Source organism: Sorangium sp. So ce363, from assembly GCF_051520435.1.
GTDB lineage: Bacteria > Myxococcota_A > Polyangia > Polyangiales > Polyangiaceae > Sorangium > Sorangium cellulosum_B.
In genome coordinates, this window is the sequence record NZ_CP150333.1 from 12,234,753 (window position 1) to 12,257,538 (window position 22,786).

General features: G+C 71.8%; 24 protein-coding genes. 9 read left to right on the top strand and 15 right to left on the bottom strand.

Going from position 1 to position 22,786, the window contains the following annotated elements:
• From WMF12_RS45955 to WMF12_RS45970, 4 genes are all read right to left on the bottom strand, one after another.
• Window positions 1-351, bottom strand: coding sequence for a hypothetical protein (locus WMF12_RS45955; protein ID WP_437855225.1), 351 nt, complete (start codon window positions 349-351; stop codon window positions 1-3).
• A gap of 212 nt (window positions 352-563) precedes the next feature.
• Window positions 564-1,601 (bottom strand): WD40 repeat domain-containing protein, encoded by a 1,038-nt coding sequence (locus WMF12_RS45960; RefSeq protein WP_437855226.1) that lies wholly within the window; start codon window positions 1,599-1,601, stop codon window positions 564-566.
• The gene (locus WMF12_RS45965; protein WP_437855230.1) at window positions 1,589-2,929 is read right to left on the bottom strand and encodes a CobW family GTP-binding protein; all 1,341 of its coding nucleotides are present in this window, start codon (window positions 2,927-2,929) and stop codon (window positions 1,589-1,591) included. The genes WMF12_RS45960 and WMF12_RS45965 overlap by 13 nt, the downstream gene beginning before the upstream one ends.
• 46 nt (window positions 2,930-2,975) lie before the next feature.
• Complete coding sequence (locus tag WMF12_RS45970; RefSeq protein WP_437855231.1) at window positions 2,976-3,602, bottom strand: high-affinity nickel-transport family protein; 627 nt, start codon at window positions 3,600-3,602, stop codon at window positions 2,976-2,978.
• Between the two features lie 535 nt (window positions 3,603-4,137).
• Here WMF12_RS45970 and WMF12_RS45975 point away from each other — a divergent pair.
• Together WMF12_RS45975 and WMF12_RS45980 are read left to right on the top strand one after the other, a co-directional pair.
• Window positions 4,138-4,773, top strand: a complete 636-nt coding sequence (locus WMF12_RS45975; protein ID WP_437855234.1) for a glutathione S-transferase N-terminal domain-containing protein — start codon at window positions 4,138-4,140, stop codon at window positions 4,771-4,773.
• 109 nt (window positions 4,774-4,882) lie between these two features.
• Window positions 4,883-5,872 carry a hypothetical protein gene (locus WMF12_RS45980; protein ID WP_437855236.1) on the top strand — a complete coding sequence of 330 codons (990 nt, stop codon included), beginning with the start codon at window positions 4,883-4,885 and terminating at the stop codon, window positions 5,870-5,872.
• Between the two features lie 136 nt (window positions 5,873-6,008).
• Here WMF12_RS45980 and WMF12_RS45985 read toward each other — a convergent pair whose 3' ends face one another.
• A complete protein-coding gene (locus WMF12_RS45985) occupies window positions 6,009-6,815 on the bottom strand; it encodes a hypothetical protein (protein ID WP_437855238.1) in 807 nt (268 codons plus the stop codon).
• Window positions 6,802-7,605: a hypothetical protein gene (locus WMF12_RS45990; RefSeq protein ID WP_437855240.1), complete on the bottom strand. Its 804-nt coding sequence runs from the start codon at window positions 7,603-7,605 to the stop codon at window positions 6,802-6,804. Before WMF12_RS45990 ends, WMF12_RS45985 begins: the two co-directional genes overlap by 14 nt.
• 83 nt (window positions 7,606-7,688) lie before the next feature.
• On the opposite strand from WMF12_RS45990, the gene WMF12_RS45995 reads away from it, so the two are divergent.
• Window positions 7,689-8,552 (top strand): LysR family transcriptional regulator, encoded by an 864-nt coding sequence (locus tag WMF12_RS45995; protein ID WP_437855243.1) that lies wholly within the window; start codon window positions 7,689-7,691, stop codon window positions 8,550-8,552.
• 24 nt (window positions 8,553-8,576) lie between these two features.
• On the opposite strand, the gene WMF12_RS46000 is transcribed toward WMF12_RS45995, so the two are convergent.
• A complete protein-coding gene (locus WMF12_RS46000) occupies window positions 8,577-9,521 on the bottom strand; it encodes an MBL fold metallo-hydrolase (RefSeq protein WP_437855245.1) in 945 nt (314 codons plus the stop codon).
• Between the two features lie 65 nt (window positions 9,522-9,586).
• On the opposite strand from WMF12_RS46000, the gene WMF12_RS46005 reads away from it, so the two are divergent.
• The 4 genes from WMF12_RS46005 to WMF12_RS46020 are packed head-to-tail and all read left to right on the top strand — an operon-like array spanning window position 9,587 to window position 13,162.
• On the top strand, window positions 9,587-10,480 hold the full coding sequence (locus WMF12_RS46005) for a LysR family transcriptional regulator (RefSeq protein WP_437855249.1): 894 nt from the start codon (window positions 9,587-9,589) through the stop codon (window positions 10,478-10,480).
• A 40-nt stretch (window positions 10,481-10,520) separates the two neighbouring features.
• The gene (locus tag WMF12_RS46010) at window positions 10,521-12,170 is read left to right on the top strand and encodes a 5'-nucleotidase C-terminal domain-containing protein (RefSeq protein WP_437855252.1); all 1,650 of its coding nucleotides are present in this window, start codon (window positions 10,521-10,523) and stop codon (window positions 12,168-12,170) included.
• A 34-nt stretch (window positions 12,171-12,204) separates the two neighbouring features.
• The gene (locus WMF12_RS46015; protein ID WP_437855254.1) at window positions 12,205-12,990 is read left to right on the top strand and encodes a LuxR family transcriptional regulator; all 786 of its coding nucleotides are present in this window, start codon (window positions 12,205-12,207) and stop codon (window positions 12,988-12,990) included.
• A 16-nt stretch (window positions 12,991-13,006) separates the two neighbouring features.
• Window positions 13,007-13,162 (top strand): hypothetical protein, encoded by a 156-nt coding sequence (locus tag WMF12_RS46020; RefSeq protein ID WP_437855256.1) that lies wholly within the window; start codon window positions 13,007-13,009, stop codon window positions 13,160-13,162.
• Between the two features lie 14 nt (window positions 13,163-13,176).
• On the opposite strand, the gene WMF12_RS46025 is transcribed toward WMF12_RS46020, so the two are convergent.
• The 5 genes from WMF12_RS46025 to WMF12_RS46045 form a co-directional block, all read right to left on the bottom strand.
• Window positions 13,177-15,678, bottom strand: coding sequence for a hypothetical protein (locus WMF12_RS46025; protein ID WP_437855258.1), 2,502 nt, complete (start codon window positions 15,676-15,678; stop codon window positions 13,177-13,179).
• 36 nt (window positions 15,679-15,714) lie between these two features.
• On the bottom strand, window positions 15,715-16,308 hold the full coding sequence (locus tag WMF12_RS46030; protein ID WP_437855261.1) for a GNAT family N-acetyltransferase: 594 nt from the start codon (window positions 16,306-16,308) through the stop codon (window positions 15,715-15,717).
• Entirely contained in the window at window positions 16,305-16,646 is a 342-nt protein-coding gene (locus tag WMF12_RS46035; protein WP_437855262.1) for a hypothetical protein, read from the bottom strand. Before WMF12_RS46035 ends, WMF12_RS46030 begins: the two co-directional genes overlap by 4 nt.
• 211 nt (window positions 16,647-16,857) lie before the next feature.
• Complete coding sequence (locus WMF12_RS46040) at window positions 16,858-17,352, bottom strand: hypothetical protein (RefSeq protein WP_437855263.1); 495 nt, start codon at window positions 17,350-17,352, stop codon at window positions 16,858-16,860.
• Window positions 17,353-17,444: 92 nt separating this feature from the next.
• Window positions 17,445-18,104 carry a siderophore-interacting protein gene (locus tag WMF12_RS46045; RefSeq protein WP_437855265.1) on the bottom strand — a complete coding sequence of 220 codons (660 nt, stop codon included), beginning with the start codon at window positions 18,102-18,104 and terminating at the stop codon, window positions 17,445-17,447.
• Window positions 18,105-18,415: 311 nt separating this feature from the next.
• On the opposite strand from WMF12_RS46045, the gene WMF12_RS46050 reads away from it, so the two are divergent.
• A complete protein-coding gene (locus tag WMF12_RS46050; protein ID WP_437743068.1) occupies window positions 18,416-18,979 on the top strand; it encodes a hypothetical protein in 564 nt (187 codons plus the stop codon).
• Window positions 18,980-19,040: 61 nt separating this feature from the next.
• Here the strand turns inward: WMF12_RS46050 and WMF12_RS46055 are convergent, their stop codons facing one another.
• Entirely contained in the window at window positions 19,041-19,664 is a 624-nt protein-coding gene (locus WMF12_RS46055) for a DUF4389 domain-containing protein (protein ID WP_437855268.1), read from the bottom strand.
• A gap of 27 nt (window positions 19,665-19,691) precedes the next feature.
• A complete protein-coding gene (locus WMF12_RS46060; protein ID WP_437855270.1) occupies window positions 19,692-20,153 on the bottom strand; it encodes a CoA-binding protein in 462 nt (153 codons plus the stop codon).
• Window positions 20,154-20,544: 391 nt separating this feature from the next.
• On the opposite strand from WMF12_RS46060, the gene WMF12_RS46065 reads away from it, so the two are divergent.
• Window positions 20,545-21,447: a PfkB family carbohydrate kinase gene (locus WMF12_RS46065; RefSeq protein ID WP_437855272.1), complete on the top strand. Its 903-nt coding sequence runs from the start codon at window positions 20,545-20,547 to the stop codon at window positions 21,445-21,447.
• Window positions 21,448-21,475: 28 nt separating this feature from the next.
• Here WMF12_RS46065 and WMF12_RS46070 read toward each other — a convergent pair whose 3' ends face one another.
• Window positions 21,476-22,786, bottom strand: coding sequence for a hypothetical protein (locus WMF12_RS46070; RefSeq protein ID WP_437855274.1), 1,311 nt, complete (start codon window positions 22,784-22,786; stop codon window positions 21,476-21,478).

Genomic DNA, 22,786 nt, shown 5'->3' on the forward strand with positions numbered 1-22,786 from the left:
CTACGCCGTCAGCTGTACGTCGCCGTGATGGTCGCAGTGCCCGCCGTGCGGGTGGTGCAAGTGGCCGTCGACGAGGAAGTCCACGTGATCTCCATGAGGAACTGCGGCGTGCCCGCAGTTGTCTCCGTGCGCGTGCTTCACGTCGTGCCCTGAGCACGCGTGGTTCGGGGTGCACTGTGCAGGGTTCTCCTCGTTCACCGAGAGGACGTGCTCGTCGACATGGTCGCCATGCCGGTGGTGCAAGTGGCCATCGTGCAGGTAGTCGACGTGGTCACCGTGACGTATCGCCTGGTGTCCGCACGCCTGGCCGTGATCGTGCGCATGCTGGTCGTGCGTCGCGTGGTCCTTCATCCTGGTCTCCTTGTCGAGCGTGGGAAAACGCACAGCTCTGAAAGGTGAAGAGGCTGATTGCATCAGCCCCCTGAAGCAGACTTCTCGGCTGGCAGACACGAGAAATTGGGCTCCAAGTGAACAAGCCTACCCGCACGGCACGCCTCGGGCATTGAAATTTTCTTCTGGGACGGCAGTCGCCTGACAAGCTCGCCTCCCGGCCAGCCTTGCCGCTACTCGACCTGCCAGAGCACGACCGTGCCGGAGGCGTCCGCGCCGAGGAGTCCCGCGTGTGCGGGGTGCCAGGCGAGCGCGGTGACCTCGTCCTCCAGGAACGCGTAGCGCACCGGCTTGGCGAGCCGCCGCGGCTCCCAGAGCAGCACGCCGTGGTCCTGTGCGCCGCTCGCGAGCACCCCCTTGCGCGGGCTGAACGCGAGCTGGAGGCACGTGTCTTGATGACCCTCGAGCTCGATTGGACGGGTGCCCTCGGGGCCTTTGCCCGAGAAGTCCCAGACCGTGACGGCCGGGGCGCCGCCGGTCGCGAGCAGTCGCGACTGCGCGTCCCACGCGAGCGCCTTCGGCTTCGCGGGATACCCGCGCATCTCGGAGTCCTGCCCGGTCGAGAGGCGCCAGAAGTGCACCGACCGGTCCTGGCTGCCGCAGGCGATGACCTTCCCGTCGGGGCTCCACGCCATCGACACGAGCGAGCCCTGCCAAGCGAGGTGGCGCGAGGTCGCACCGGCGTCAATCGACCAGAGATAGACGCCTCCGTAACACGCCGCGGCGAGCTCGGCGCGGCCGTCCCGCCAGGCGAGCGCGGCGACCGTGCTGGGCAGCGGCTCCGTCTCGACGATCGGCTCGCCGCGCTCGGTCCAGACGCGCACCGTCCGCCCCGAGCCGGTGGCCAGGTGCTCGCCGCCGGGCGCCCACGCCACGTGCTCGACCCACGCCGCCCCGCCGGGGAGCTCGGCCACGAGGGCGCCGGTGAGGTCGAAGAGGCGCGCTTTCTCATCCTGGCCGCACGTCGCCAGGCGCGCTCCGGAGGGGGAGAACCCGAGCGCGAGGACCCCATTCGGGTGCGCCTCGGCGCACCAGCGCACCGCGCCGGTCTGCAACTCGATGGCGAGCACCGTCCCCGCGCCGGTCCCGATCGCGCACAGGCTGCCGTCGCGCGTCACGCTCATCGCGACGACGTAGTCTCCCGCGGAGAGCCGCCAGCGCGGCGGGAGCTCGGTCTTGCCACGCGGCGCCCGCCCCGTCACGCCAGGCATCGCTGGAAGCCCCGGGTCAGCTGCTCGCGATCCAGGTCGCGGCCGATGAACACGAGATCGCTGGCGCGGCGCTCGTCTCCCCAGGGCCGATCCTCGCGGCCGTCGAAGAGCATGTGCACGCCCTGAAACACGAAGCGGTTCTCGGAGCCGCGGAGGTTCAGGATGCCCTTCATCCGGAAGATATCCGCGCCCTTCTCGCGCAAGAGCTCCGAGACCCACCGGGTCAGCCGCTCGCGGTCGACGGCGCCCTCGAGGTGGATGCCGACCGAGCTCACCTGCTCATCGTGGCTGTGCCCAGCCGCGAACTCGCGCGCCACCGCCGGCTCCACGGCGCCGCGCGACTCCAGCCGCGCCCGGAACTCGCTCGGGGTGTGCTGCAGATACAGGCCGTAACGCCCGCGCTTCGGCGCGTTGAGCCGGAACCGCATCGTCCCAGGATCGCGCAGGGCGAGCCTGGATGGGTGGTCGCCGATCACCAGGCTACCTCCCGGCGCGACGCGCACCGCCGGCTCCGCCCAGACCCGCAGGGCGCGCTCAGCGGCCTCGCGCGCGCCCGGATCGACCGCCGGCTCGAGCGGCAGGACCACGACGTCCATGCACTCGTCGGGGCCTGGCTCCAGGACGAGCTCGCAGCCGCCCTCCTCGAGGTCGAACGCGCCTGCCCACTCGAACGGGTACTCGGGCTCCAGGAAGGCCGGTTTCTGGGCGAGCGCGCGGTCGAGATCGAAGCCACCCACGCCGAGCACATCGGCGATCGGCACATCGGCGTTCGTCGCGCGTAGCACGCGGGCCAGCGTGTTCATGCCGCGCAGCCGCCTCTCGAGGGTGTCGAGCTCGCGCTCGGTGACGAGGTCGGCCTTGTTGAGCACGAGCACGTCAGCGAAGGCGACCTGCTCTTTGCACTCGCTCGAGTCCTCGATGTGCAGATGGATGTGCTTCGCGTCGACGAGGGTGACGATGGCGTCGAGCGCGAACAGCTCGCGGACGTCGTCATCGACGAAGAACGTCTGGGCCACCGGCCCCGGGTCGGCCAGGCCCGTGGTCTCCACGAGCACATGGTCGAATCTGTCCTTCCGCTTCATGAGGCTGCCGAGAATGCGGATGAGGTCGCCACGCACGGTGCAGCAGATGCAGCCGTTATTCATCTCGAAGACCTCCTCGTCCGCGTTGATGACGAGGGCCTGGTCGATGCCGATCTCTCCGAACTCGTTCTCGATGACGGCGATGCGCTTGCCGTGGTTCTCCGTCAGGATGCGGTTGAGGAGCGTGGTCTTGCCTGCTCCGAGGAAGCCGGTGAGCACGGTGACGGGGATCTTGCCTTGATTCATGGGGCCCTTCGAGTTCCGGGGTTCGTTCGTGACGGGGGCGAGGGGATCATTGCGCCCCCGCGCCGAAGAGGGCATCGGCTCCGACCGCCACGCCGGTCGCGATGCCGAGCAGCGCCGCAGTGACGATCGAGAAGCGGCGCGGCGCCCCTCCTCGCGTCAGCGTCCACCCGATGGGCCATGACAGGATCACCGTCAGCGCGATCATGCCGGCGACGGTGCCCAGGCCGAAGAGCGCGAGGTACGCCGCGGCCCAGAGCCGTGAGGGGATGCTCGCCGTCGCGAGCAAGGCGATGCCCGCGGAGCCCGCCAGGCCGTGAACGAGGCCGATGGCGATGGACCTCGCGTGTGCGGCGCCGCCGTGACCGGGCGCCGGCGCTCGTCGCTGTGGGCGGACGAGGTGCCATGCGCCGAGCGCGATCAGCATGAACGCGACGAGGAGCTCGGCCGCCCTCTCGAAGGGCGCGGGGATGCGCAGGCCGAGGAGGACGACGATCAGCCCTACGCCGAGGAAGGCGGCGGAGTGGCCGAGCCCCCAGAGCGCCGCGATGAGCGCGGCGCGGCGCGGACCGCGCTCGCGCTGGAGCAACGTGGCGATGACGACGAGGTGGTCGGCGTCCGCGGCGTGGCGCAGGCCGAGCCCGAGCCCGAGGAGCAGCGCTGACACGCCAGTCACGGCCGCCCTCCGGCGCGGTGCGCGCGACGCGCCGCCTTGAGGTGAAGCTCGGCGGCGTCCGAGGACGCCCTGGGGACCGCGCCGCGGCCGACGCGCGGCGAAGCTTCCATGTGCGGGTGCATGGCGTCCGCGTAGCCGACCTCCGGGTTATTTGCAATAAAATTGCAATAGTATCTCTGGTTGAATAGATCCCTCTCTTGCGGCTCTCGATCAGCACGCCCTTCACGACGCTCCTGGGCGCCAAGCTCAGCTTGAGGATTTCCCGATCGGGGTGAGCGGGAGAGCGAAGTCGCTGGATCGAGGGCGATTTTCTGGTGAACGGCTGGAGCTGCGTCCGTGCGGTGGGACCAGCGCGGGCCTGGCGGAGCGCCTTTTCCTCTCCCCATGGGATGCTTGACAGCGCGGGTCGGACGCCAGCTATGCTACCGCTCCACGAGGCGTGGGAGCCGCACGACGGGGCCGGCTCGGAGCTCGAGGCGATCCACGGGTCGGACCCGCATCGACGCTGAATGGTTCCTGGATCGGAGGAGCAAGCATGTCAGATGCTCTAGGAGAGCTCGCCAAGCCCGTGATCGTCGGCCGTTCCAGCTCGCACTTCACGCGCGTCACGCGGATCTTCGCCGTGGAGATGGGGGTCGACTGTTCGCTCGAGGTCGTGCGGGACCTCATGTCGTCCAACGCGGCGGACTACGGGGGCAACCCCGCGCTCAAGATGCCGGCTCTCCGGACACCCCGCGGCGTGTGGTTCGGCGCGCTCAATATCTGCCGCGAGCTGTCGCGGCAGTCGAAGCGCGCGGTACGCACGGTATGGCCGGAGGACCTCGACCAACCCCTCCTCGCGAACGCCCAGGAGCTCGTCGTTCATGCGATGGCGACGGAGGTCGGGCTGATCATGGCCGGGGCCGGCGACGGCAGCGCGCACCAGGCCAAGCAGCGAACGAGCCTTGTCAACACCATGTCATGGCTGGAGGACAACGCGGGGCACGCGCTCGCCGCGCTCCCGTCGGACCGGGATCTGAGCTACCTGGAGGTCGCGCTGTTCTGCCTCGTCACACATCTGGAGTTCCGGCGCGTCCTGCCGACAGAGCCCTATCCGGCGCTGAACGGCTTCTGTCGAGAGTTCGCGGCGCGGGCGTCCGCCGGCGAGACCACCTACCGGTTCGACCCCTGAGCGCAGCCCGCCATGGCGCCGCCACCCGACCGACGCGCATACCTCATGCGGGAAGCCCGTGATTTCGGCCTCCTCCTCCCTGGCATGCGATCTGCCGGGGACGCCACGCATGGGAGACGCCGACATCACCTTGCGCCACCTCGCCCGGAGGAGGCCCGGGGACCTGGTGCGCGCCTTCGTCCCCGAGGGCCATTGCACCGAGGTCCTCGGCTGGATCGACAGCCAGGTCACGACCATCGAGCGCCGCGTCGACAAGGCCCTGCGCCTACGGATCGACGGCGAGCCGCGGGTGCTGCACATCGAGTTCTGCTTCGCGCTCCGTGACGACGTACCGGATCGCATCTTCGAATACCTCGGCTTCCTCTTCACCGCGCTCCGCCTCGACGCCCCCGGCGAGCCGGTGCCGCCGATCGAGAGCGTCGTCGTGGTCCTCTCGGGCAGAAGGCGGCGCCTGCCCGCGACGGGCCAGCGCTCTACCGCCTGGCCGGGGCGGCCGTTCAGCGGCGCGCATTTCAGGATCGACGCCGTCTACCAGCACACGATCGGCGAGCTCCGTGCCCGCGGCAGCGTGCTCTGGCTGGTGTTCGCCCCCCTCGCGCGGAACGCGACCGCGGCGGCGCTGCGGGAGGTCGTCGCGGAGATCCACGCGGGGGCGGCGACGTCCGCGGAGCGGGCCGAGCTGTACACGGCGCTGCTGGTGATGGCGGCCATCGATCCCTGGGGCCATAATCTGATGAAGGAGCTCGTCGACATGGTGGAGGACAAGGAAGAGGGGCTGCTCCGGCGCACACCGATCATCGGGGAGCTGATCATCGAGGCCGAGCGGCGAGGGGAGCAGCGAGGCGAGCAACGGGGCGAGCAACGAGGCGAGCAACGAGGCGAGCGAAGGGGTGAGCAGCGCGGGGAGGAGAAGGCGATCGCGGAGCTGCTCGGTCGCCTCTTCGCGCGGCGGATCGGCCGACGGCCGACGGCGGAGGAAGAGCGCTCGATCATCGAGCGAGCCCGCGCGATCGGTCCGGGCGAGGTCGAGGATGCTTTGCTCGATCTAGAGAGCGAGGCGCTGGTTCGCTGGCTCGCGGAGCCGGTGCGGAGCTCGTGAGTCCCCGCAAGAGCATGGAACGCTTGGCGCGCGATCGCCGTTCTGCCGTCGCGACGTGCAGCAGCCGAATCTCTTCGAGCGCGATCCCGCGTCGGGGCCGCGTTGACCGGCCGACGACACCGGCGAAGGCGCCCGCTCAGATGCCGTGGCCGAGCTCCACGCCGAGGACCCCGCTGAACCCGAGGTAATCGTCTCGCACCACCGTGTCGAAGCCGGGGACCGCCGTGAAGCTCGCGCCCACGTAGGGCCTGAACCACGGCGCGTCGTCCGGCTGGTACCCGAGGCGCAGCCCCGTGTCGACGACCAGGCCGAGGAAGGAGTCCTTGCCCGCGAAGAGCTCGTCCTCCCACGCGCTCACGCGGCGTCCGTCGGGCGTCTTGCGATCGTTCCCTTGCAAGTAGAAGCCGAACCCGCCGTAGCCGACCGTGATCGGGATCTGGACCGCCAGCGCTTCCGCGAAGGGCAGCCGGAACGAGAGCCCCACGTGCGCGCCCAGCATGGATCCGTCGGACTTGAGCTCGAGCGTGCGTTGCCCCTTGTAGGTCTGCCCTCCGGGCAGCGCGACCTCGAAGGTGGCCGGATTCATGGGCCCTGGCCGCCCGAGCCCACCCAGGCCGAGGCGCACCAGGCCGTTGGCGAAGGTCACGCCGGCGGCGAACGCCGGCCCGTGCGACACGTGTCCTCCCAGGCCCATCACGCGCCACTCGAGGTCGACGAAGCCGCCTACCGGGACGTCCGGCGCGGGCCGGCGCGCGCTGCGCGCATCCGCAGCCCCGGGCGGCCCGGCATCGAAGGCGCCCGCGCCGGCGCGCTCGGCGGCCCCGGACCCGGCGTCCGGAGCCTGCGCGTCGGCCCGCGCGGCCCCGAGCAGGAGCGCGAGGCACGCGCTCGACGCGAGCGTCATGAGGTGAAGGCGGTGGCTGCGGCGGTCAGTGAGCGACACGCGAGCCTCCTTGTCCGAAAGCGAAGCGCGCGCCGAAGGAGCCCTCGAGCAGGAACTTGCCGTTGTCTCCGTTGAATCCAAAGCTGCCTCCCGCGCTGGCGTCGAGGGTGAGGAGAACGTGCTCGGACACGGCGTAGCCGGCGCCCGCCGTCAGGACCTGCGCCAGGTCGGCCAGCTCCGTGGTCGGATCGAGCTCCAGCTCGAAGCCGACGGTGGCCCCGGCGCGGAGCAGCCACGCCTCGCCGAGCGCGACGTGCGCGACCATCGATAGCTCGTCGACGTGCCGGAGCGCCGAAGCGGGCGCGTCGCCGCCTCCCCCGGAGCTGCCTCCCCCGTTGCCGCCTCCGACATCCCGGAGCGCCAGGAACCCCGTCTTGAGGCGCAGATCGAGCTCGAGCGGGCCGTGCGTCACGAGCGGCATCAGGAAGACCGCAGCGCCCGAGGCGCCGCTCGCGCCTGTCACCGTTCGCCCCCCCATGTACGCTCGCTCGAGGGCCCAGAAGGAGGCAGCGGCTCCGAGCTGCGCCCCACCCGCGAGGCGCACGCGGCCGTCGAGCTCCAGGCCGCCGCCCGTGTCCCTGCCCACGAGGCGTGATCCAAGGACGAGGCGAGCCTCCGCGGGCCCCGGACCCGCGGAATCGGCGTCGCGGGGCGCGACCTCCGGCGGCGGGGATGCCCCCGTGGCCTCGGCTGCGCGGGCGCCCAGAGGCGGCAGCAGCGCGCTCAAGAACGCGAGGAGGCGGAGCAGACGGCCCCGCCTCGGCCCATCGAACGTGTGGCGTACGAGCATGCACGCAGGATGGTCAGCGCCAGCTCATGCCGGTAGCGATAGAATACGGCTTACAGTTATTTCAATTCAGAATAAATTGAGCCATGGATCGGTTCCTCGCGCTGCGCGTGTTCTGCAAGGTGGCGGACAGCGGCAGCTTCTCGCGGGCGGCGCGCGAGCTCTCCATGACGCAATCGGCCGCGAGCCGCGGGATCGCCGATCTGGAGTCGCGGCTGGGGCTGCGGCTGTTCGAGCGCACCACCCGGCGCGTCGCGCTCACCCTGGAGGGGCGCGCGTACTACGAGCAGATCGAGGAGCACGTGCGCGCGCTCGAGGACGCGGAGCTCCGCGCCGCCGCCGGCTTCGGGGACCTCGCGGGCCGCGTGAAGCTCTCGGCGCCCGGGGCGCTCGGCCGCCGCCTCCTCTTGCCGGAGCTCGTGCGGATCATGCATGAATCGCCGGGGCTCGTCGTGGACGCCGCGCTCACCGATCAGCGGGTCGACCTCGTGGCAGGCGCGTTCGATTTCGCGCTTCGCGTCGGCGTCCGCAGCGAGCCGTCGTTCATCGAGCGAACGCTGGGGACCTCGCCCCAGTGGCTCGTCGGGAGCGCCGGCCTGTTCGCGGGCAAGCCGGCGCCGACATCCATGTCGGAGCTCGCCGCGGTGCGGGTCGTGGCGAGCGGCGGGGTGCGCGAGCTCGAGAAGCTGGGGCTCACCGTCAGGCTCACGACCGACGACATCGAGACGAACCTCAGGGCGGTGGAGGCAGGGCTCGGCGTGAGCGTGCTCCCGCGCTGGCTGGTCGCGCGCCGGGTCCAGGAGGGGCGCTTGATCCGGCTCCTGCCCAGGCTCCCGCTGCCGAGCCCGCCCCTCGTCGTCGTCTACCCCCGGCGGCTCCGGCGCGTGGCGCGCCAGGTGCTGGAGCGGCTGGAGCGGCACCTCCAGAAGGAGCTCACCTCCGACGGATGAGCGCCCGCCGGGAAGGGTCGACGCTCACAGCGACTGGTGCCCGAGGCGCACCTGCATCGACGGGTGGCGGGCGGCGAGGGCGCGGAGGAAGGCGAGGCTCTCGGCGCTCCCGGCGGGGTCGGACGAGAAATTCCCGGGCTCGACGTCGTTCCGCCAGCCCCAGGCCGTGTGGCACACATCGCCGGTGAAGAGCACCGGGCCCTCGGGCGTCCGCGCGACGTAGGCGACCGAGCCCGGCGTATGCCCCGGCGCCGAGAGCGCGAAGAGCGAGGCGTCGCCGAGCACGTCGATCACGCCCTCGCCGCCGAAGGCCCACTCCTCGAGGGGCGCGCGGCCCTCGAGGAGCTGGTCCACGGTGGACTGGGTGAGCGCATGGAACGGGCTCTCGAACGTGGACTCGCCGGGGCCGACGAAGATCGGGACGTCGCGCGCGACGTCGGGCAGGCCGAGCACGTGGTCGATGTGCAGGTGCGTGAGGAGCACGCCGGCCAGCGCCCGCTCGCCGCGAAAGGCGCCGAGGCTGGCCTCCACCCGCAAGGCGCCGAAGTTGAGCGCCTGTCCGACGGGGCCGGTGCGGAGGGGATGGTCGCTCGCCGCGAGCGCCTGCGACGCGCCGGTGTCGATGAGGTACAGGCCCCGGGCCGGGTGCGCGAGCGCGTGAAAGGTGATGTCGACCGGCTCGAGGCCGTCGGTGAGGCCGGCGGCGCGCTCGTGGGCGAGGTTGATGAGCCCGGCGCGGCTGGTCTCCCACCGCGCGCTGACGACGGTCTCGACGGTGATGGGGCCCGCCTCTTCGAGGAGCGCCTCCATCACCTGCAGCCGGATCGGCGTGCCGAGTGCGGCCCTCTTCGCGCCGTGCGTCGACGCCGGTGGGTCCTTGGGCGCGGGGAGCGGCTCGGCGCACGCGCCGAGCAGGAGCGCGGAGGCGAGGAGAGCGCGGGATACGAAGCGAAAGGTGTGTCTGGACATGCCGCCAGTGTGTTCTCCGAAAAATGAATGGGTAACTGGCGAAAGTCGCATGTAGTCATACGCAGATGGATATCTCGTGGGACGACGCGCGGCTGTTCCTCGCGGTGGCGGAGGCAGGCAGCCTGAGCGCCGCCGCGCGCAAGCTGCAGATGACCCAGCCCACGGTGAGCCGGCGGCTGGCGGAGCTGGAGGCGCTCCTCGGCGAGCCCCTCTTCGACCGCGGCGTGGCCGGCACGGCGCTGACGGCGTACGGGGCCGGCCTCGTCGAGCCCGCGCAGCGGATGGCCGACTGGGCGGCCGAGCTGACCCGCGCGGCGGAGCGGCGGCACGCGCCCACGGGCGTGGTCCGGGTGACGGCGCCCCCCGGCATCGCGCACGGCTTCCTCGTCCCGTTCGCGGCGGCCTTCTCGCGGCGCGCGCCGGCGATCGAGCTGCACGTCGTGTCCACGGTGCGCCCGCTCGACCTGACGAGGCGGGAGGCGGATCTGGCGCTGCGGCTGGGCGTCCCCGCCGACGAGGACAGCGTCGCCTCGGTCGACATCGAGCTGCGCGCCTTCGCGTCGGAGCCGTACGCGGCGCGGGCGGCGGGCAAGGCCGATCCCGCGGAGCTCGCGTGGATCGGCTGGGCGCCGCCGCTCGACGACCTCTCACCGAACAGCGCGCTCGGCCGCCTGATCCCGGGGTGGCGCCCGTCGTTCGCGTCCGACGACTACCTCGTTCAGATCCGCGCGTGCGAGCTGGGGCTCGGCGCGATGATGCTCGCGCGCGAGCACCCGCACTTCCGGAGGGACCCGCCGCTCGTGGAGCTGAAGGTGGACCTGCCGCCCGCGCGACGCTCGCTCGTGCTGCTCTGCCCGCGCAGCGCCCGCGCCATTCCGCGGGTGCGCGCGGTGCTCGAGCCGCTTGCGGAGAGCCTGCGCGCGTGGCGCCCGCCGAAGGCGAGGGGCGCTCGGCGCTGACGGCGTCGCGCGCCCGCGGGCTGGGCTATGTTCGATGGCGATGACCGCCGCCGCACACGCCCTGCCCAGAGGCCCCTCTCTGCGGATCGTCTGCGTGAACGACGTGTACCTGCTCGACAACCTTCCGCGCCTCGCGACGCTCGTGCGGCGCCACGCCGCCGCGCCCGCGGATCGCTTCCTTGTGGTGATGGCCGGCGACTTCCTCGCGCCGAGCCTGCTGTCGAGCCTCGATCACGGCAGGGGCATGGTCGACTGCATGAACGCGCTGCCGATCACCCACACCATCTTCGGCAACCACGAGGCCGACGTCGAGCTGCCGGAGCTCAGGGCGCGGGTGCAGGAGTTCCAGGGCACGTGGCTCAACACCAACATGCCCTCGTTCGCCCCGGCGCTGCCGACGCACGAGATCCTCGACGTCTCGAGCCCCGGCGGGCGGACTGTCCGGATCGGCCTCCTCGGCCTGCTCGTGCACGTGAAGGGCCTGTACCGGCGGGATGCGTTCGGGGGGATCGACATCGAGCCGGCGAACGAGGCGGCCCTCCGCTGGACCCGCCGGCTCCTCCGCGACGAGGGGTGCGCCTGCGTGATCCCGATCACGCACCAGAGCCGCGACCAGGACCTCGAGCTCGCGCGGGCGCAGCGCGATCCGCGCTTTCCCGTGATCCTCGGCGGCCACGAGCACGAGGTGATCCTCGACGACGTGGACGGCTGCTGGGTCGTGAAGGCCGGCACGGACGCGGAGAGCGCCGCCATCATCGACCTCGTGTGGCCGGCCATGGCGCCGCCGGCCGGGGCGCCCGACCTGCCCGCGGTCACCGTCCGGATCGAGGAGGTCGGCGCCCACCCCGAGGATCCGGCGATGCGCGCGCGCGTCGACCGCCACATGCAGATCGTGCGCGACCTCGACGCGGCCACCCTCCTCCGGCTCCCGCCGGGGAGCGAGCTCTCGTCCGTCGGGACGCGGGTCCAGCAGACGTCGCTCGGCGCGCTGCTCTGCTCGCGGATCCGCGACGCCTTCGGGGCGGACGGGTGCCTCTTCAACGGCGGCGGCATCCGCGGCGGTCGCGCGTACCGGGAGCGCTTCACCTACGGGGATCTCAAGGCCGAGGTGCCCTTCAGCAACGAGGTGGTCGTGACCCTCCTGCCTGGCCGCGTCGTCCGCGAGGCCGTCGCCGCGTCGCGGTCGCGCGCCCCCGCCCAGCACGGCGGTTACCTCCAGATCGACGACCGGATGGCGACGGACGCGCGAGGCGTCCTGAGCGCGATGGACGGCCTCCCGCTGGTCGACGAGCGCGAGTACCGGATCGCCCTCCCGCGCGGGCTCCTCGGCGGCATGGATGACATCGCGCCGCTGGTCCGCTTCGCTCAGGAGCGCCCGGAGAAGGTGCCGCCGGCGGACAGCGGGCGCGATCCGAAGCTCGTCCTTGTGGAGTCGTTCGCCGCGGACCTCGTCCGCCAGCTCGGGGCGTTCGAGGCGATCGACGCCGACGGGGACGGCCGCGTCTCGGCCGAGGAGCTCAGGGCCGCCGCGTCGAGGGCGAGCTCCGAGACGCCGTCCGAGGTGGTCGTCGGCGAGATGATGAAGGCGCTCGACCGCGACGGCGACAGGCTCGTGACGCGCGGCGAGGTCGACGCGCTGTCCTCCCCGCCGCCCGCGGGCGCGGGGGCGCGCGATCGATCCGATCCGTGAGCGCGGCTCGACCGGGGCGAGTAACCTCCAACCAGTGCAGATTGGCCGCTTTCACGAGGAGCTCCAGGGCTTTTCTACCGCCGACTCGCTGCACGGCGTGACCGAGCTGCTGCGGCGCCACGCCTCCGAGCTCGGCTTCGAGTGGTTCGTCTACGCGCTCGAGCTGCAAGATGGCACGCCGAGCTCCCGGCTCGCGCTCGCGAACGGCTACCCCGAAGCCTGGATCGAGCACTATTTTCGCGAGGGCTTGCTCGGTCAGGATCCGGTGATGACCTACTGCCGGGGGCACATCATACCGACCGAGTGGAGCTCGCTCGGGCCGGCGGCGCTCGAGAGCCGCGTCGTGCTCGAAGCGGCGGACTTCGGGCTCTCGGAGGGGTTGAGCGCGCCGCTCCACGGGCCTCGCGGCGACCTCGGCGTGCTGAGCTTCGCGACGGGAGCGGAGCTCCGCTCGGCGAGGAGGCGGACGCGGCGCGCGCTCCCCTACGTGCACCTGCTCGCGGGGTACGTGCACGAGGCGCTCCGGCGCGTGCTCGTGACGGAGGGCGCGAAGATGAGGCGGCCGCTCTCGGCGCGCGAGAGGGAGTGCCTGCTCTGGGTGGCGGAGGGCAAGACCTCCTGGGAGATCGGCGTGATCCTCGCGACGAGCGAGCGCACGGTGAACTTCCACCTCCAGAACGCGAGCGCCAAGCTCGGCCTGCAGCCTCGAGCTCGGCGAGGCCGGCGCCTACGAGTTCGTGAGCCCCTCGCTCTCCGTCTCGCACACCGCTCCCGACGACACGATCTTCGTCTTCGATCACACGTCGATCGGCGGCTATGAGCAACTCGCGTGGAAGGTGTCCGATCCGATCTCGAGCGAGACCTGGTACGAGCTGGACTTCGCGGCTCGCTTCGGCACCGGAGCGGACGAGGCAACCTCGAAGATCCAGATCGAGGTCACGGAGTACGCCGAGGACACGACGACGAGCGTCGTCTGCGTCGTCGACCTTTGACGGCTTCCTCCCTCTCACTTCAGCGCCCCCGCGAAGCCCCCGAACGCTGTCGCAACGGTCTGGCCCGTGGGCGGTTGGGCCAGGTTCAGCGGCGGCACCCCGAGGATCTCGAAGAACGCCGGCAGCTGCACGATCTGCGCGTCGTTGGCCAGGGACCAGCGTTCGTAGTGCGTGAAGGTGATGAAGAACCGATGGGCGTCGATCACCCAGATGATTCGCCACAGGCTCTTGATCTCCTCGCCGACCTCCTCGCTCGGGGGCGCCGGGGACGTCAGGAAAGGGACGGCGGTGAGGGCGATCTCGACGCACACGTGGCGGCCACCTGTCAGTCCCAGCTCCCCGGTGTGGTCCTTGAAGAAGTCATACCAGGTGAGCTGCCCCCCGCTGATCATGCTCAGGGCCTCGTGCAGCCACGGATCTGAGCTCTTGGTGGTTGCCAGCTGGATGGCGTTATTCACGAGCTTCCTGTCGCGGAGCCAGCGGGCGACGACGAGGGCCCCGTACGAGTAGAGCGGGTTCAGGTCGGGCTCGCCCGGCATGAGGATCTGCGGGCTCCGCGCCTTGCAGACCATGGTCACCGAGATCTCGAGCAGCGCCGGGCGGCGGACCCCCTTCACGACGCGGAACAGCCGCAGCTTGGCGCGGGCGACCTCCGCGAAGATCTCGGCCCAGGCCCGCTGGTAGCGGCGCCGGTTGCCGTAGGTGGCGTCGAGCAGCAGCGCGCACGGGATCGCGCTCGTGGTCTTGAACCCCTTGCGCTGTGTGACGTCCCATTCCTTGCGGTTGCCGCCCAGGCGCTTGGCGTCCCACGCCAGGCCTCCCTGGCCGTAGAACTCGACATCGGGGCAGCTCCCGCAGACGCTGGGGTCCTTCTTGTTCTTGAGCTCCTTGGCGACCCCGAACTCCTCGGGGTGTGTCATCGAGGCGTGAACAGCCGCCAGGGCTTCCTCGACGTGCTGCTGCAGGCTCTGCTCCAGGCCCAGCGCGCCAGCGATGAGCGCCTCGACCTTCACCGCGACCGGCAGCTCGCGGCGGAGCGTGAGCATGGTCTGGAGATCGATGCAACCTCGCTGTTTCAGCGACCGGCTCACGATCGCTCGCGCGATCGTGTCGTACTCGCGCAGGGTCTCCCGCTGTCGCTTGCACCTCTCCGCCTTGTCCGGGTGCCTCAATGCCCTCTTCTCCAGCGCGTCGCAGAAACCAAGGAACACGGCCGTCGGATTCTTCAAGAGCTCGGCGTGCGCGGCGGGGTTCGTCGGCGTGAAGATGGCGGACCAGATGAGGTCCGAACCTTGCAATGCGTCCTGCATCTCCAGCAGGTAGTTCCAGAGGTTTCGCTTCGCGGCTCCCCACAGGTCCTCGCGTCCCCCCGGAACGACGGGGGCGGCGATGTTCAGCTCTTTTCGCAGCCGCAGGTCCAGCTCCCCGGCGCAATCGGCGACGGTGGCCTGCAGCTTGAAGACCTCGGTGACGAGCTCGACCGAGAAGGCCAGCGGTGCCTTCAACGGTGGCAGCCCGATGGTGTTTGTCATCCCCTGGCCGTAGAGGATCCCGACACAGAACTCGCAGAGCGAGTCGATCGCCAGGAGTCGTTGCCAGAGATCCTCGATTCCACACGAGCGCCGGCGGTTCGCGTCGTTGAGCTCGGTGCACAGGCCGACCAGACAGCAGAGCAGCAGGAGCATGAAGTCGCGCACGTCGGTGGAGGCATTCTGCTTGCCCCGATGCTGCCAGTGCGGCCCGTCAAGGAGACATTCGAGGTGCCCCAGGTCGAACTTCAACTTGCTGGTCAGGAGCGCGTCCGGGTGGACGTCGGTCTGGTCATGGTCGAGGAGCAGCTGCAGCATCGCGAGGCGCGCCTTCGTGTCGCGCTGCGTCGATTCGCACGCCCACGAGAGCTTGCTGTTGGCCACCAGGGAGCAGCAATACTCGACGTACGCTGCCTGCCGGGGCGAGCAGGAGAAATCGATGGCTCCCGAGTAGTGATACAGGAATTGGTCGAACATGAACGGCTTGTACCCACAGGGCAGGTAGAGATCGGCGCCTGCCAGGATGGCGTTCTTCGCCCCTTCGACGTTGCCGTCGTGGATACAGGCCAGCAACCGCTCGGTTGCGAGCGTCGCGGGGGAGCCGGGGTCGTTGAACAGCTTTTCGGGCGGTTCCTCCCCTTCCTTCTCCTCACGACTGGCCCCCTCCGCCAGGGACGAGCAGCTCGTCGTCGGTCCGCTCTTGTCCAGGATCTCGATTTGGACTGCGGCGGTGGAGAGGTCGAGCCCGCACTGCTCGAGGGTGATGAACCGCTTGCGGTAGTAGCGGGTCCGCAAACGAAGGGTCTCGAGTAGATCGATCACGGTGTGGCAATCGGGCCAGCTCCCCTCCTCCTCCGATAGCAGGAACGGGTAGAGACCGGCGAGGCCGAGCTCCTGCAGCGTGGGTGACCGGAAGAACCCGGCGCGCTCCTGCTCCCAGTTCTTTGAAGACAGCCGCTTGGCGGGAAGGTGATCAGGATTGTCCATTCGTAGCTCGAGCGCTGATTCGTTCGACCGTGGCAGTCAGATGGCGCGGAGGTAGACGAGGGCCGGCGCCCTCCCCTCCGTGGCCGGGCTTTGCTGCCCGTCGCCGCCGACGGCGAAGCCCAGCGCCTCGACGAGGCGCCGGGAGCGGGTGTTGTCGGCGGCTATCACTGCCCTGGCCGTCCGCAAGCTCCGGGCGCGCGCCTCGTCGAGCAGCGCGCCCACGGCGGCGCGCCCGATCCCGCGCCCCCAGAACGGCTCGCCCAGCCAGAAGCGGAGCGTGGCCTCGCCGCGGAGACGATCGATGGCGCAGAGGTCGCATCCACCGGCGATGACGGCGGCGCCCCCCGCGCCCGCGACCACCACGGCGAATCCGACGCGGGTCCCCTCGCGCTCGAAGTGGCGCAGCGCCGCCACGTCGCCCACGGCGTGATCGGGCCGCAGCGGGCGGCGCAGCCCGAGGGGCCCGGCCACGGCCGCCGACGACAGCAGCGCCTGAAGCGCGTCGGCGTGCTCGAACCCCAGGCGCTCGAGGCGGACGGCGGGAGGAAGGGACGGCTCGCCTCGCGACGGCGGCGGCGCGGGCAGCCCTGCCGCAAGACCGACCGCCACACCCGCGAGCGCGCCGGTCACCCCAGCTCCCCGCGCGCCCGGGTGAGCAGGCGCTGCAGGCGCTGGGCGGGCCTCGTTCCTGCTTCGCCGAGGATGGCGCGCGCCCAGTCCCGCTCCTGCTCGAAGCCAGCGCCGAACGCGAAGTCGAGCATGACGAAGCACCCCGCGTCGCGATCGGCGACGAACCCGGCCCGGCGACCGCGTGCCAGCGCGCCCTTCACCCGCTCGCGCCGGGCCTCCGGCGTCAACGCCGCGGCCGCCGGCCAGTGCAGGCGCGCGATCTCCGCCAGCCGGTCCGCCAACGCCTCGTCGGCCACGTCCGCCAGCCGGTCCCACTGCGCCCGCCGAATCACCAACATGGTATGGCCAGATTCGTCCCCCGCTCGCCCGACCGTCAAGGGGCCACACAGCCCTGTAGCCCTGCGGCGCGGCGACACGACGCGCCGCAGGGCGCGCGAGGGGCCTGCTGTCGTCTCGCGCGACGTCGATGACGCTCTTGCCGCGGGACATCCTCGACAGGTCGGAGCGGCTTTGCGCAGGCTCTCGTCCACCCGTCGGGTGCCCCCACGCTCACCGCGAGCGGCGCAGGCCGTCCGGCACCGCGCGCACCGCGCTCTGGATGGCGGCCCGGAGGGCGTCGCGCTGGGCGCGCTCGCCGGCCGCCGCGCTGTCCTCGACCCGCGCGCGGCCCTCGACCACGAAGAGGATGTTGCCCGTGTCGAGCTCGCGCACGGCCGCCGACACCACGCAGGCCGCCGTCAGGGTTCGCTCCCCGGTGCGCTTCGTGTCCAGGCGCACCACGGTGGCGGCGACCCCATAGCGGCGGGTGAGCCGGAGCGGGCTCCAGTCGATCGCCGAGATCTCGGCGGACGCGTCCTGCCGCAGGAGAGGGACCACGTCACCGAGCCGCGTGGCGGCGGGATGCACGCGGCTCCGCGCCTCGGCGAGCGTGACGCCGGCGCGGGCGCGCGGCGCCTCGGCGACGCCGCTCCGCGGGTCCGGACGGGCGTCAGCGGAGAGCGTGAGTAGCGCGATGGCGAGCGCCCAGCGTCCGATCTGCATCATCGATCCCGACCACCTCGATCAGAGGGGCTATCAGGACGCGCGAGGATGGCCAACAAACCGCCCTTCCAGCGCTCGCCGGTGTGCAGAGAGGGTCAGTCGATCCCGGTCTTGCCCGCGATCCAGTAGGCCTTGGCGCGCACCTCCCGCACCCCGGCCGCCCGGAGCACCTCCCGGGCCCGCTGGATCCAGGCGCCGCCGCCGCAGGCCACCGCCGTGGCGACGCCCGCCGCGCGCTCGCGGAGCAATGCGGCGGCCTCCTCGTCGGACCCCGCGAGGTCCACGGAGACGTCGAGCGATCGCGCCGCCGCCTCCGCCGCGGGGACGTTCGTCACCCGGAGGACGGCGTGGGTGCCGAGGCGGCGCGCCGAGGCCGCCACGCCGAGCGAGGTCTCGTCGCCGGTCAGGAGGCCCACGCCTCCCAGACGGAGGGAGCGTTGCGGGCCGACGAACCGCACGACGTCGCCCGGGCGGACGGCCTCCGTCCACCGCGCGCCCGGCGCGCTCCCGTGCGTGTGGAGGAGCAGCGTGGTCCGACCCTCCGCCCAGTCGATCGGGGTGTACGTCCGCACGTCGTTCGAGGGGAGGAGCACCTGGATCTTGTCGCCGGGCTGCCAGCTGCTCGTGCGCAGCCCCTCGCCCTCGAGCACCACGCGCCGGTAGAGCGGGTGGGGCGTGCCCACGGCCTGCACCTTCGCCTCGGTCAGCACCAGCCCGCCGAGGAGCCCGAGCAAGCGACCTTTTCCGGATGCCATGGGGGTCAGCGTAGTCAGGGCGACCGCGCCGCTGCGTGAAAAAGCGTGAAGGCTGCCTGGCGTGTGCCAGGGCAGCAGGGCTGCCGCTCCTACCAGGGTGGTTGCGACGGCCAGCGGCGCAGCCGGCGCGCCGCTGCGAGCCCCGTGGTGCAAGATGGGGAACCCCATGGCATCCATGCTGGCGAGCGCTGGGCGGGGCACGGCGGCGCGCATCGCGCCGTCGCGAAAGCGATGCTGCTCGGGCTCTTGCGGAGCCCCCTGTCAGATCTGACAGCTGGTCGAGCGCTGGCGTCTCCACTAGCCTCTGTCAGATGACCTCATCCTCCCATGGCATGAACCCCGCTCGACGGCGCTCTTACCTGGCTTTCGTTCCCGTGCTCACCCTCGGGCTGGTGGTGGCCTGCGGAGGCGACGACGACGGGTCGGGCGACTCGAGCTCAGGCTCGGGCGGATCGAGCCCGAGCCTCTCGGCGCTCGAAGAGCGCCTCGCCGCCTGTCCCGACCTCTCCCTGACGAGCGATCCCAGCGCGAGCGCCTGCCTGGTCGGCACCTACGAGGGGACCACGCCTTCGGGCGAGGCCTGCAGCCTCGAGCTCGGCGAGGCCGGCGCCTACGAGTTCACGAGCCCCTCGCTCTCCGTCTCGCACACCGCTCCCGACGACACGATCTTCGTCTTCGATCACACGTCGATCGGCGGCTTCGAGCAGCTCGCGTGGAAGGTGTCCGATCCGATCTCGATCGAGACCTGGTACGAGCTGGACTTCACGGCTCGCTTCGGCACCGGAGCGGACGAGGCAACCTCGAAGATCCAGATCGAGGTCACGGAGTATGGCGAGGACACGACAACGAGCGTCGTCTGCGTCGTCGACCTGTGACGGCTCCCTCCGGCGGCAAGGACCGGCGAACGGCCTCCTTCCTCGGCGCCGAGAGGACGCCTCAGGCGAACGTGCCCGCGTGATCGCGCGGGGTGCCGTCCACGGGACCCGGATCGAACGCGAACGGCGGGTACTGGTCGACCAGCGACGCATGATGGGCGAGGAGCCGCGCCTGCCACCGGAGCACGCCGCACTGGAAATCGTAGATGGCCGTCGGGACGCGCTCGGTGAAGAGGACCGCGACCGCCGAGACGAGCCACGCCAGATAGGCGACGCAGGAGAGCAGCGCGAGGACGATGGCCGAGGGGAGGCTCGTGAAGAGGCGCAGGAGCGCGCCCTTCGCTGTCGGCGCGCCGGTCGGATCGATGTCGAGGCGCGCGGTCTCGGCGGGGCGATCGAGCGGGAGCCTGTCGGTGAGCAGGAAGAGATAAGCGAACGCGGCCTGTAGCCACACGAGCGCGCGCGTCAGCCTCGGGCCGTCCTCGGCCAGGAACCGGGCCGATCCCTTCTGAGCCACCAGCGCGGCCGCCACGGCGGGCAGGGCCAAATAGACAAGCATCATGACGAACCCCACCGTGACGCCGGCAATCGAGAGCGCCGCGAGCAGGAGGACACGCGCGAGGAGCTGGACGCGATCGAGCTTCCAGGGGCGCGTGACGGTGAAGGTGACAGGATACGATGTCATCTCGAGATCTCCCAGGTTCATGGCGCTTCACGCGCGCGCCGGGTAACTCCCCGCGATCTTCTTGGTGAATCGATGGAGCCGGTGGACGAAGCCCGCGTTCGGGAGGAACATCAGCGGGCACTCGCCCGCGACCACGCGGATCCCGAGCTCCTGACAGGCTTGCACGGCAGGCGCGCTCACTGCACCCTGACCGACCCCCCGGTGCAGCCACACGCGCTGGATGCCGGCAGCGGCGCACGCCCGCACGATCTGCTCGGTGACCTGGGGCGGGGTCATCACGATCGCCCCCTCGACGGGGGGATCGATCTCGCCGACCTCGGCGTACGCTACGCGGCCTTCGATCACGCCGCCCCCCGGGTTCACCGGAACGACGTCGTAACCCCGATCGATGAGCTCCCGCATCACCATCCGGCTGAAGTCCTTGTCGTCATGCGATGCGCCCACCAGGGCCACCCGCCGGTGGGAGAGGAATTCATTGACGTCTTCCATCCTGTTCCGCATTGGGGCCTCCCGCGCTTCGCTTGTGCGCTCGTCACGACCGACGATCGACGACGATCGACGATGATCGACGATTGCACGGCTCGTGCCGGCCGACGCAGGCGCGGCGCAGGCCGGAGAGCCTGTCCTCTGCGGCGCAACACGTGCGCCTGCGGTGCAGGTCGTGCTGAGCCGCGCCGCGCGCCTCTGCCTCGAAGTCCCGGACAGCGGGGAGCGCTGCGACGGTCCCCCCTCCGGCGTCCGTGGTTCGCGCGCGCGTCGAAGAGCGCGACCCTCCGTCCGCCGAAGGTCCACGAGTGCAGCAGGAGCAGCTCGACGTCTGTGGGGACGGCCAAGTTACGGCGCGCTGCTGCGAGCCCCGTGGTGTAAGATGGGGATCCCCATGGCATCGATGTTTGCGAGCGCTGGGCGGGTTACCGCGGCGCGGGTCGCGCCGTCGCGGGGGTTGACCCTGGACGTCATCTGCGCCGGTGAGGCCCTCTGGGATCTCGCGGCTCCGGGCGGGGCCTCGCTGCGGTTCCGTCCGGGCGGCGGCGCGGTGAACGCCGCGGTCGCGCTCGCGCGGAGCGGGCTGCGCGTCGGGCTCGCGGCCGCGCTCGGCGACGACGCCCCGGGTAGGGCGCTCCTGGCGAGGGTTGCGGCGGCCGGCGTCGACGTCGCGGGTGTGGCGCTGATCCCGACCCGCCAGGGGCTCATCGTGCTGGAGGACACCGGCGGGGCGCGGCACATGGTCGCCCACCGCGCAGAGGACGATCTGCCCCTCTCGGTGCCCGAGGGGTGGGCGGCGCCGGTGCTGCTGCTCTCGGGGATCTCTCCGGCGCTCGCGCCGATCGCCGCGCTCTGCCGGGCCGCGCGGGCCGCGCGCCGCACAGGCACCGTCGTCGTCGTCGACCTCAACGCGCGATGGCGCCTCTGGGCCGGGCGCGATCCGCGCGTGCTCCACGCCCTGCTCCGCGAGGCCGACGTGGTGCGGTGCAGCGCGGCGGACCTCGCCGGGCTCGGCCTCGACGACGCCCAGGTGCGCGCCGCCATGCGGCCGAGCGCGACCCTGGTGCTCACCCAGGGCGCAGGCGCAGCGCGCGCCGCCGGCCCCTTCGGCGAGATCGCGCTCGCGCCGCCCGTCGTGGCCGAGACCCGCGCGGCCGGCGCGGGCGACGCGTTCACCGCCGCGATCTGCGCCGAGATCGCCCGCGCCGGCGACCACGGCCCGGGGCGCCCCGACCTCTGGACCCGCGCGATCCAGCGCGGTCACGCCGCGGCGAGCGCGAAGGTCGGCCGGCGTTGAGGCCGGGCTCCCCCGGCGTAGAGCCCGGTCACGGGCCCTTCGGCCCGCGCACCAGCGCCCCCGTCGCGGGCCCGCCGTCCCACGCGAGGCTGAAGTAGACGTTGGTCCCGTCCACGGCGACGCCCCACGGGTAGCTCAGGTTGCGCGCGTGCGTCGCGAGATCGCTCCCGTCGAGCCGCGCGCTCTGCACCTGGCCGTCGGCCTCCCGCGCGGTCGTCCAGAAGACGCGCGCGTCGTCGAACGCGAGCTGCGCGGGGATCTGCGGCAGATCCGGGACGACCCTGCGAAGCGGGCTCCCGGGCGAGAACGCGGCGATCCCGCGCCCCTCGATGAGCCACAGCGCGCCGCCGCGCGCCACGAGCGCGCGCGGGGCGACCAGCGCCTCGTGCAGCCTCTCCGGCGCGCTCGGCGGCGCCGCGTCGCGCGCCACCCGGTAGATCGCGCCGTCGGCCGCGCCGGTGCCCCGCGCGGTCACGTACACATGGCCGGCGTCGAGCGCCACCCCGCTGGCGGCGCCCGGGATGGCCGCGAGCATCACCTTCGCCGCGCCGGGCTCGGCGCCGAGCGGCAGCGTGAACAGCCCGCCGTCCTCGAACGCCGGCGGCGTCCCGGCCTCGACCCAGTAGAGCGCGCCCTGGTCGACCGCGAGCGCCGTGACGCCGCGGGCGTCGGGCGCGATCTCGGTCACCTCGCCGCCGGCCTTCGGGACGGCCGCGAGGCCGCGCGCGTGCGCGAAGTACACAGCGGCCTCGCCGAGCGCGAGCGGGCCCGGGAGCTCCTGCTCCGGCGCGAGCGCCGCCGGCGTCCCGCCGCCCGGATCGAGCCGCATGACGCTGCCGTCCGGCGCGTCGCCCGAGCCCTGGTTCGTCCAGTAGAGCCCGGTCGCGTCCATCCTGAGGAACGTGGGCAGCCGGAGCTCGCCGGCGAGCACGGCGGCGTCGCAGGTGCCGTTCCAGCAAGCGTCGGCGCAGGTCACGCCGCAGGCCCCGCAATGGCGCGGGTCCTCCGCGACGAGGACCTCGCAGCCGTTGCCGCCGTCGCCGTCGCAGTCGGCCCGTCCGGCGTCGCACGCGAGGGTGCAGGCGCCCGCCGCGCAGAGCGCCGTCGCGCCGTCGCCGCCCGCGCAGCGCGCGCCGCACGCGCCGCAGCTCTCGACGCTCGTCAGCAGGGCGGCCTCGCAGCCGTTGTCGCTGTCGCCGTCGCAATCGGCGAAGCCTTCCGGGCAGAGGTCCTCGCGCGGCGCCGTGGGCCCGGGCGGCGCGGTGCTCGGCGGTGAAGAGCAGGCGGCGAGCAGGAGCGCGCCGAGACCGAACAGTGCGTGACAGGGGTTCGAAGGCAT

Bases quoted from the DNA above. Each gene is read 5' to 3' on its own strand.
- WMF12_RS46040 (WP_437855263.1), bottom strand. From the start codon at position 17,352: ATGATGCAGATCGGACGCTGGGCGCTCGCCATCGCGCTACTCACGCTC.
- WMF12_RS45955 (WP_437855225.1), bottom strand. From the start codon at position 351: ATGAAGGACCACGCGACGCACGACCAGCATGCGCACGATCACGGCCAG.
- WMF12_RS46025 (WP_437855258.1), bottom strand. From the start codon at position 15,678: ATGGACAATCCTGATCACCTTCCCGCCAAGCGGCTGTCTTCAAAGAAC.
- WMF12_RS45975 (WP_437855234.1), top strand. From the start codon at position 4,138: ATGTCAGATGCTCTAGGAGAGCTCGCCAAGCCCGTGATCGTCGGCCGT.
- WMF12_RS46070 (WP_437855274.1), bottom strand. From the start codon at position 22,786: ATGCCTTCGAACCCCTGTCACGCACTGTTCGGTCTCGGCGCGCTCCTG.
- WMF12_RS45960 (WP_437855226.1), bottom strand. From the start codon at position 1,601: ATGCCTGGCGTGACGGGGCGGGCGCCGCGTGGCAAGACCGAGCTCCCG.
- WMF12_RS46035 (WP_437855262.1), bottom strand. From the start codon at position 16,646: ATGTTGGTGATTCGGCGGGCGCAGTGGGACCGGCTGGCGGACGTGGCC.
- WMF12_RS46000 (WP_437855245.1), bottom strand. From the start codon at position 9,521: ATGTCCAGACACACCTTTCGCTTCGTATCCCGCGCTCTCCTCGCCTCC.
- WMF12_RS46050 (WP_437743068.1), top strand. From the start codon at position 18,416: ATGACCTCATCCTCCCATGGCATGAACCCCGCTCGACGGCGCTCTTAC.
- WMF12_RS45990 (WP_437855240.1), bottom strand. From the start codon at position 7,605: ATGCTCGTACGCCACACGTTCGATGGGCCGAGGCGGGGCCGTCTGCTC.
- WMF12_RS46005 (WP_437855249.1), top strand. From the start codon at position 9,587: ATGGATATCTCGTGGGACGACGCGCGGCTGTTCCTCGCGGTGGCGGAG.
- WMF12_RS45965 (WP_437855230.1), bottom strand. From the start codon at position 2,929: ATGAATCAAGGCAAGATCCCCGTCACCGTGCTCACCGGCTTCCTCGGA.
- WMF12_RS45980 (WP_437855236.1), top strand. From the start codon at position 4,883: ATGGGAGACGCCGACATCACCTTGCGCCACCTCGCCCGGAGGAGGCCC.
- WMF12_RS46060 (WP_437855270.1), bottom strand. From the start codon at position 20,153: ATGGAAGACGTCAATGAATTCCTCTCCCACCGGCGGGTGGCCCTGGTG.
- WMF12_RS46065 (WP_437855272.1), top strand. From the start codon at position 20,545: ATGGCATCGATGTTTGCGAGCGCTGGGCGGGTTACCGCGGCGCGGGTC.
- WMF12_RS46045 (WP_437855265.1), bottom strand. From the start codon at position 18,104: ATGGCATCCGGAAAAGGTCGCTTGCTCGGGCTCCTCGGCGGGCTGGTG.
- WMF12_RS46055 (WP_437855268.1), bottom strand. From the start codon at position 19,664: ATGACATCGTATCCTGTCACCTTCACCGTCACGCGCCCCTGGAAGCTC.
- WMF12_RS45995 (WP_437855243.1), top strand. From the start codon at position 7,689: ATGGATCGGTTCCTCGCGCTGCGCGTGTTCTGCAAGGTGGCGGACAGC.
- WMF12_RS46010 (WP_437855252.1), top strand. From the start codon at position 10,521: ATGACCGCCGCCGCACACGCCCTGCCCAGAGGCCCCTCTCTGCGGATC.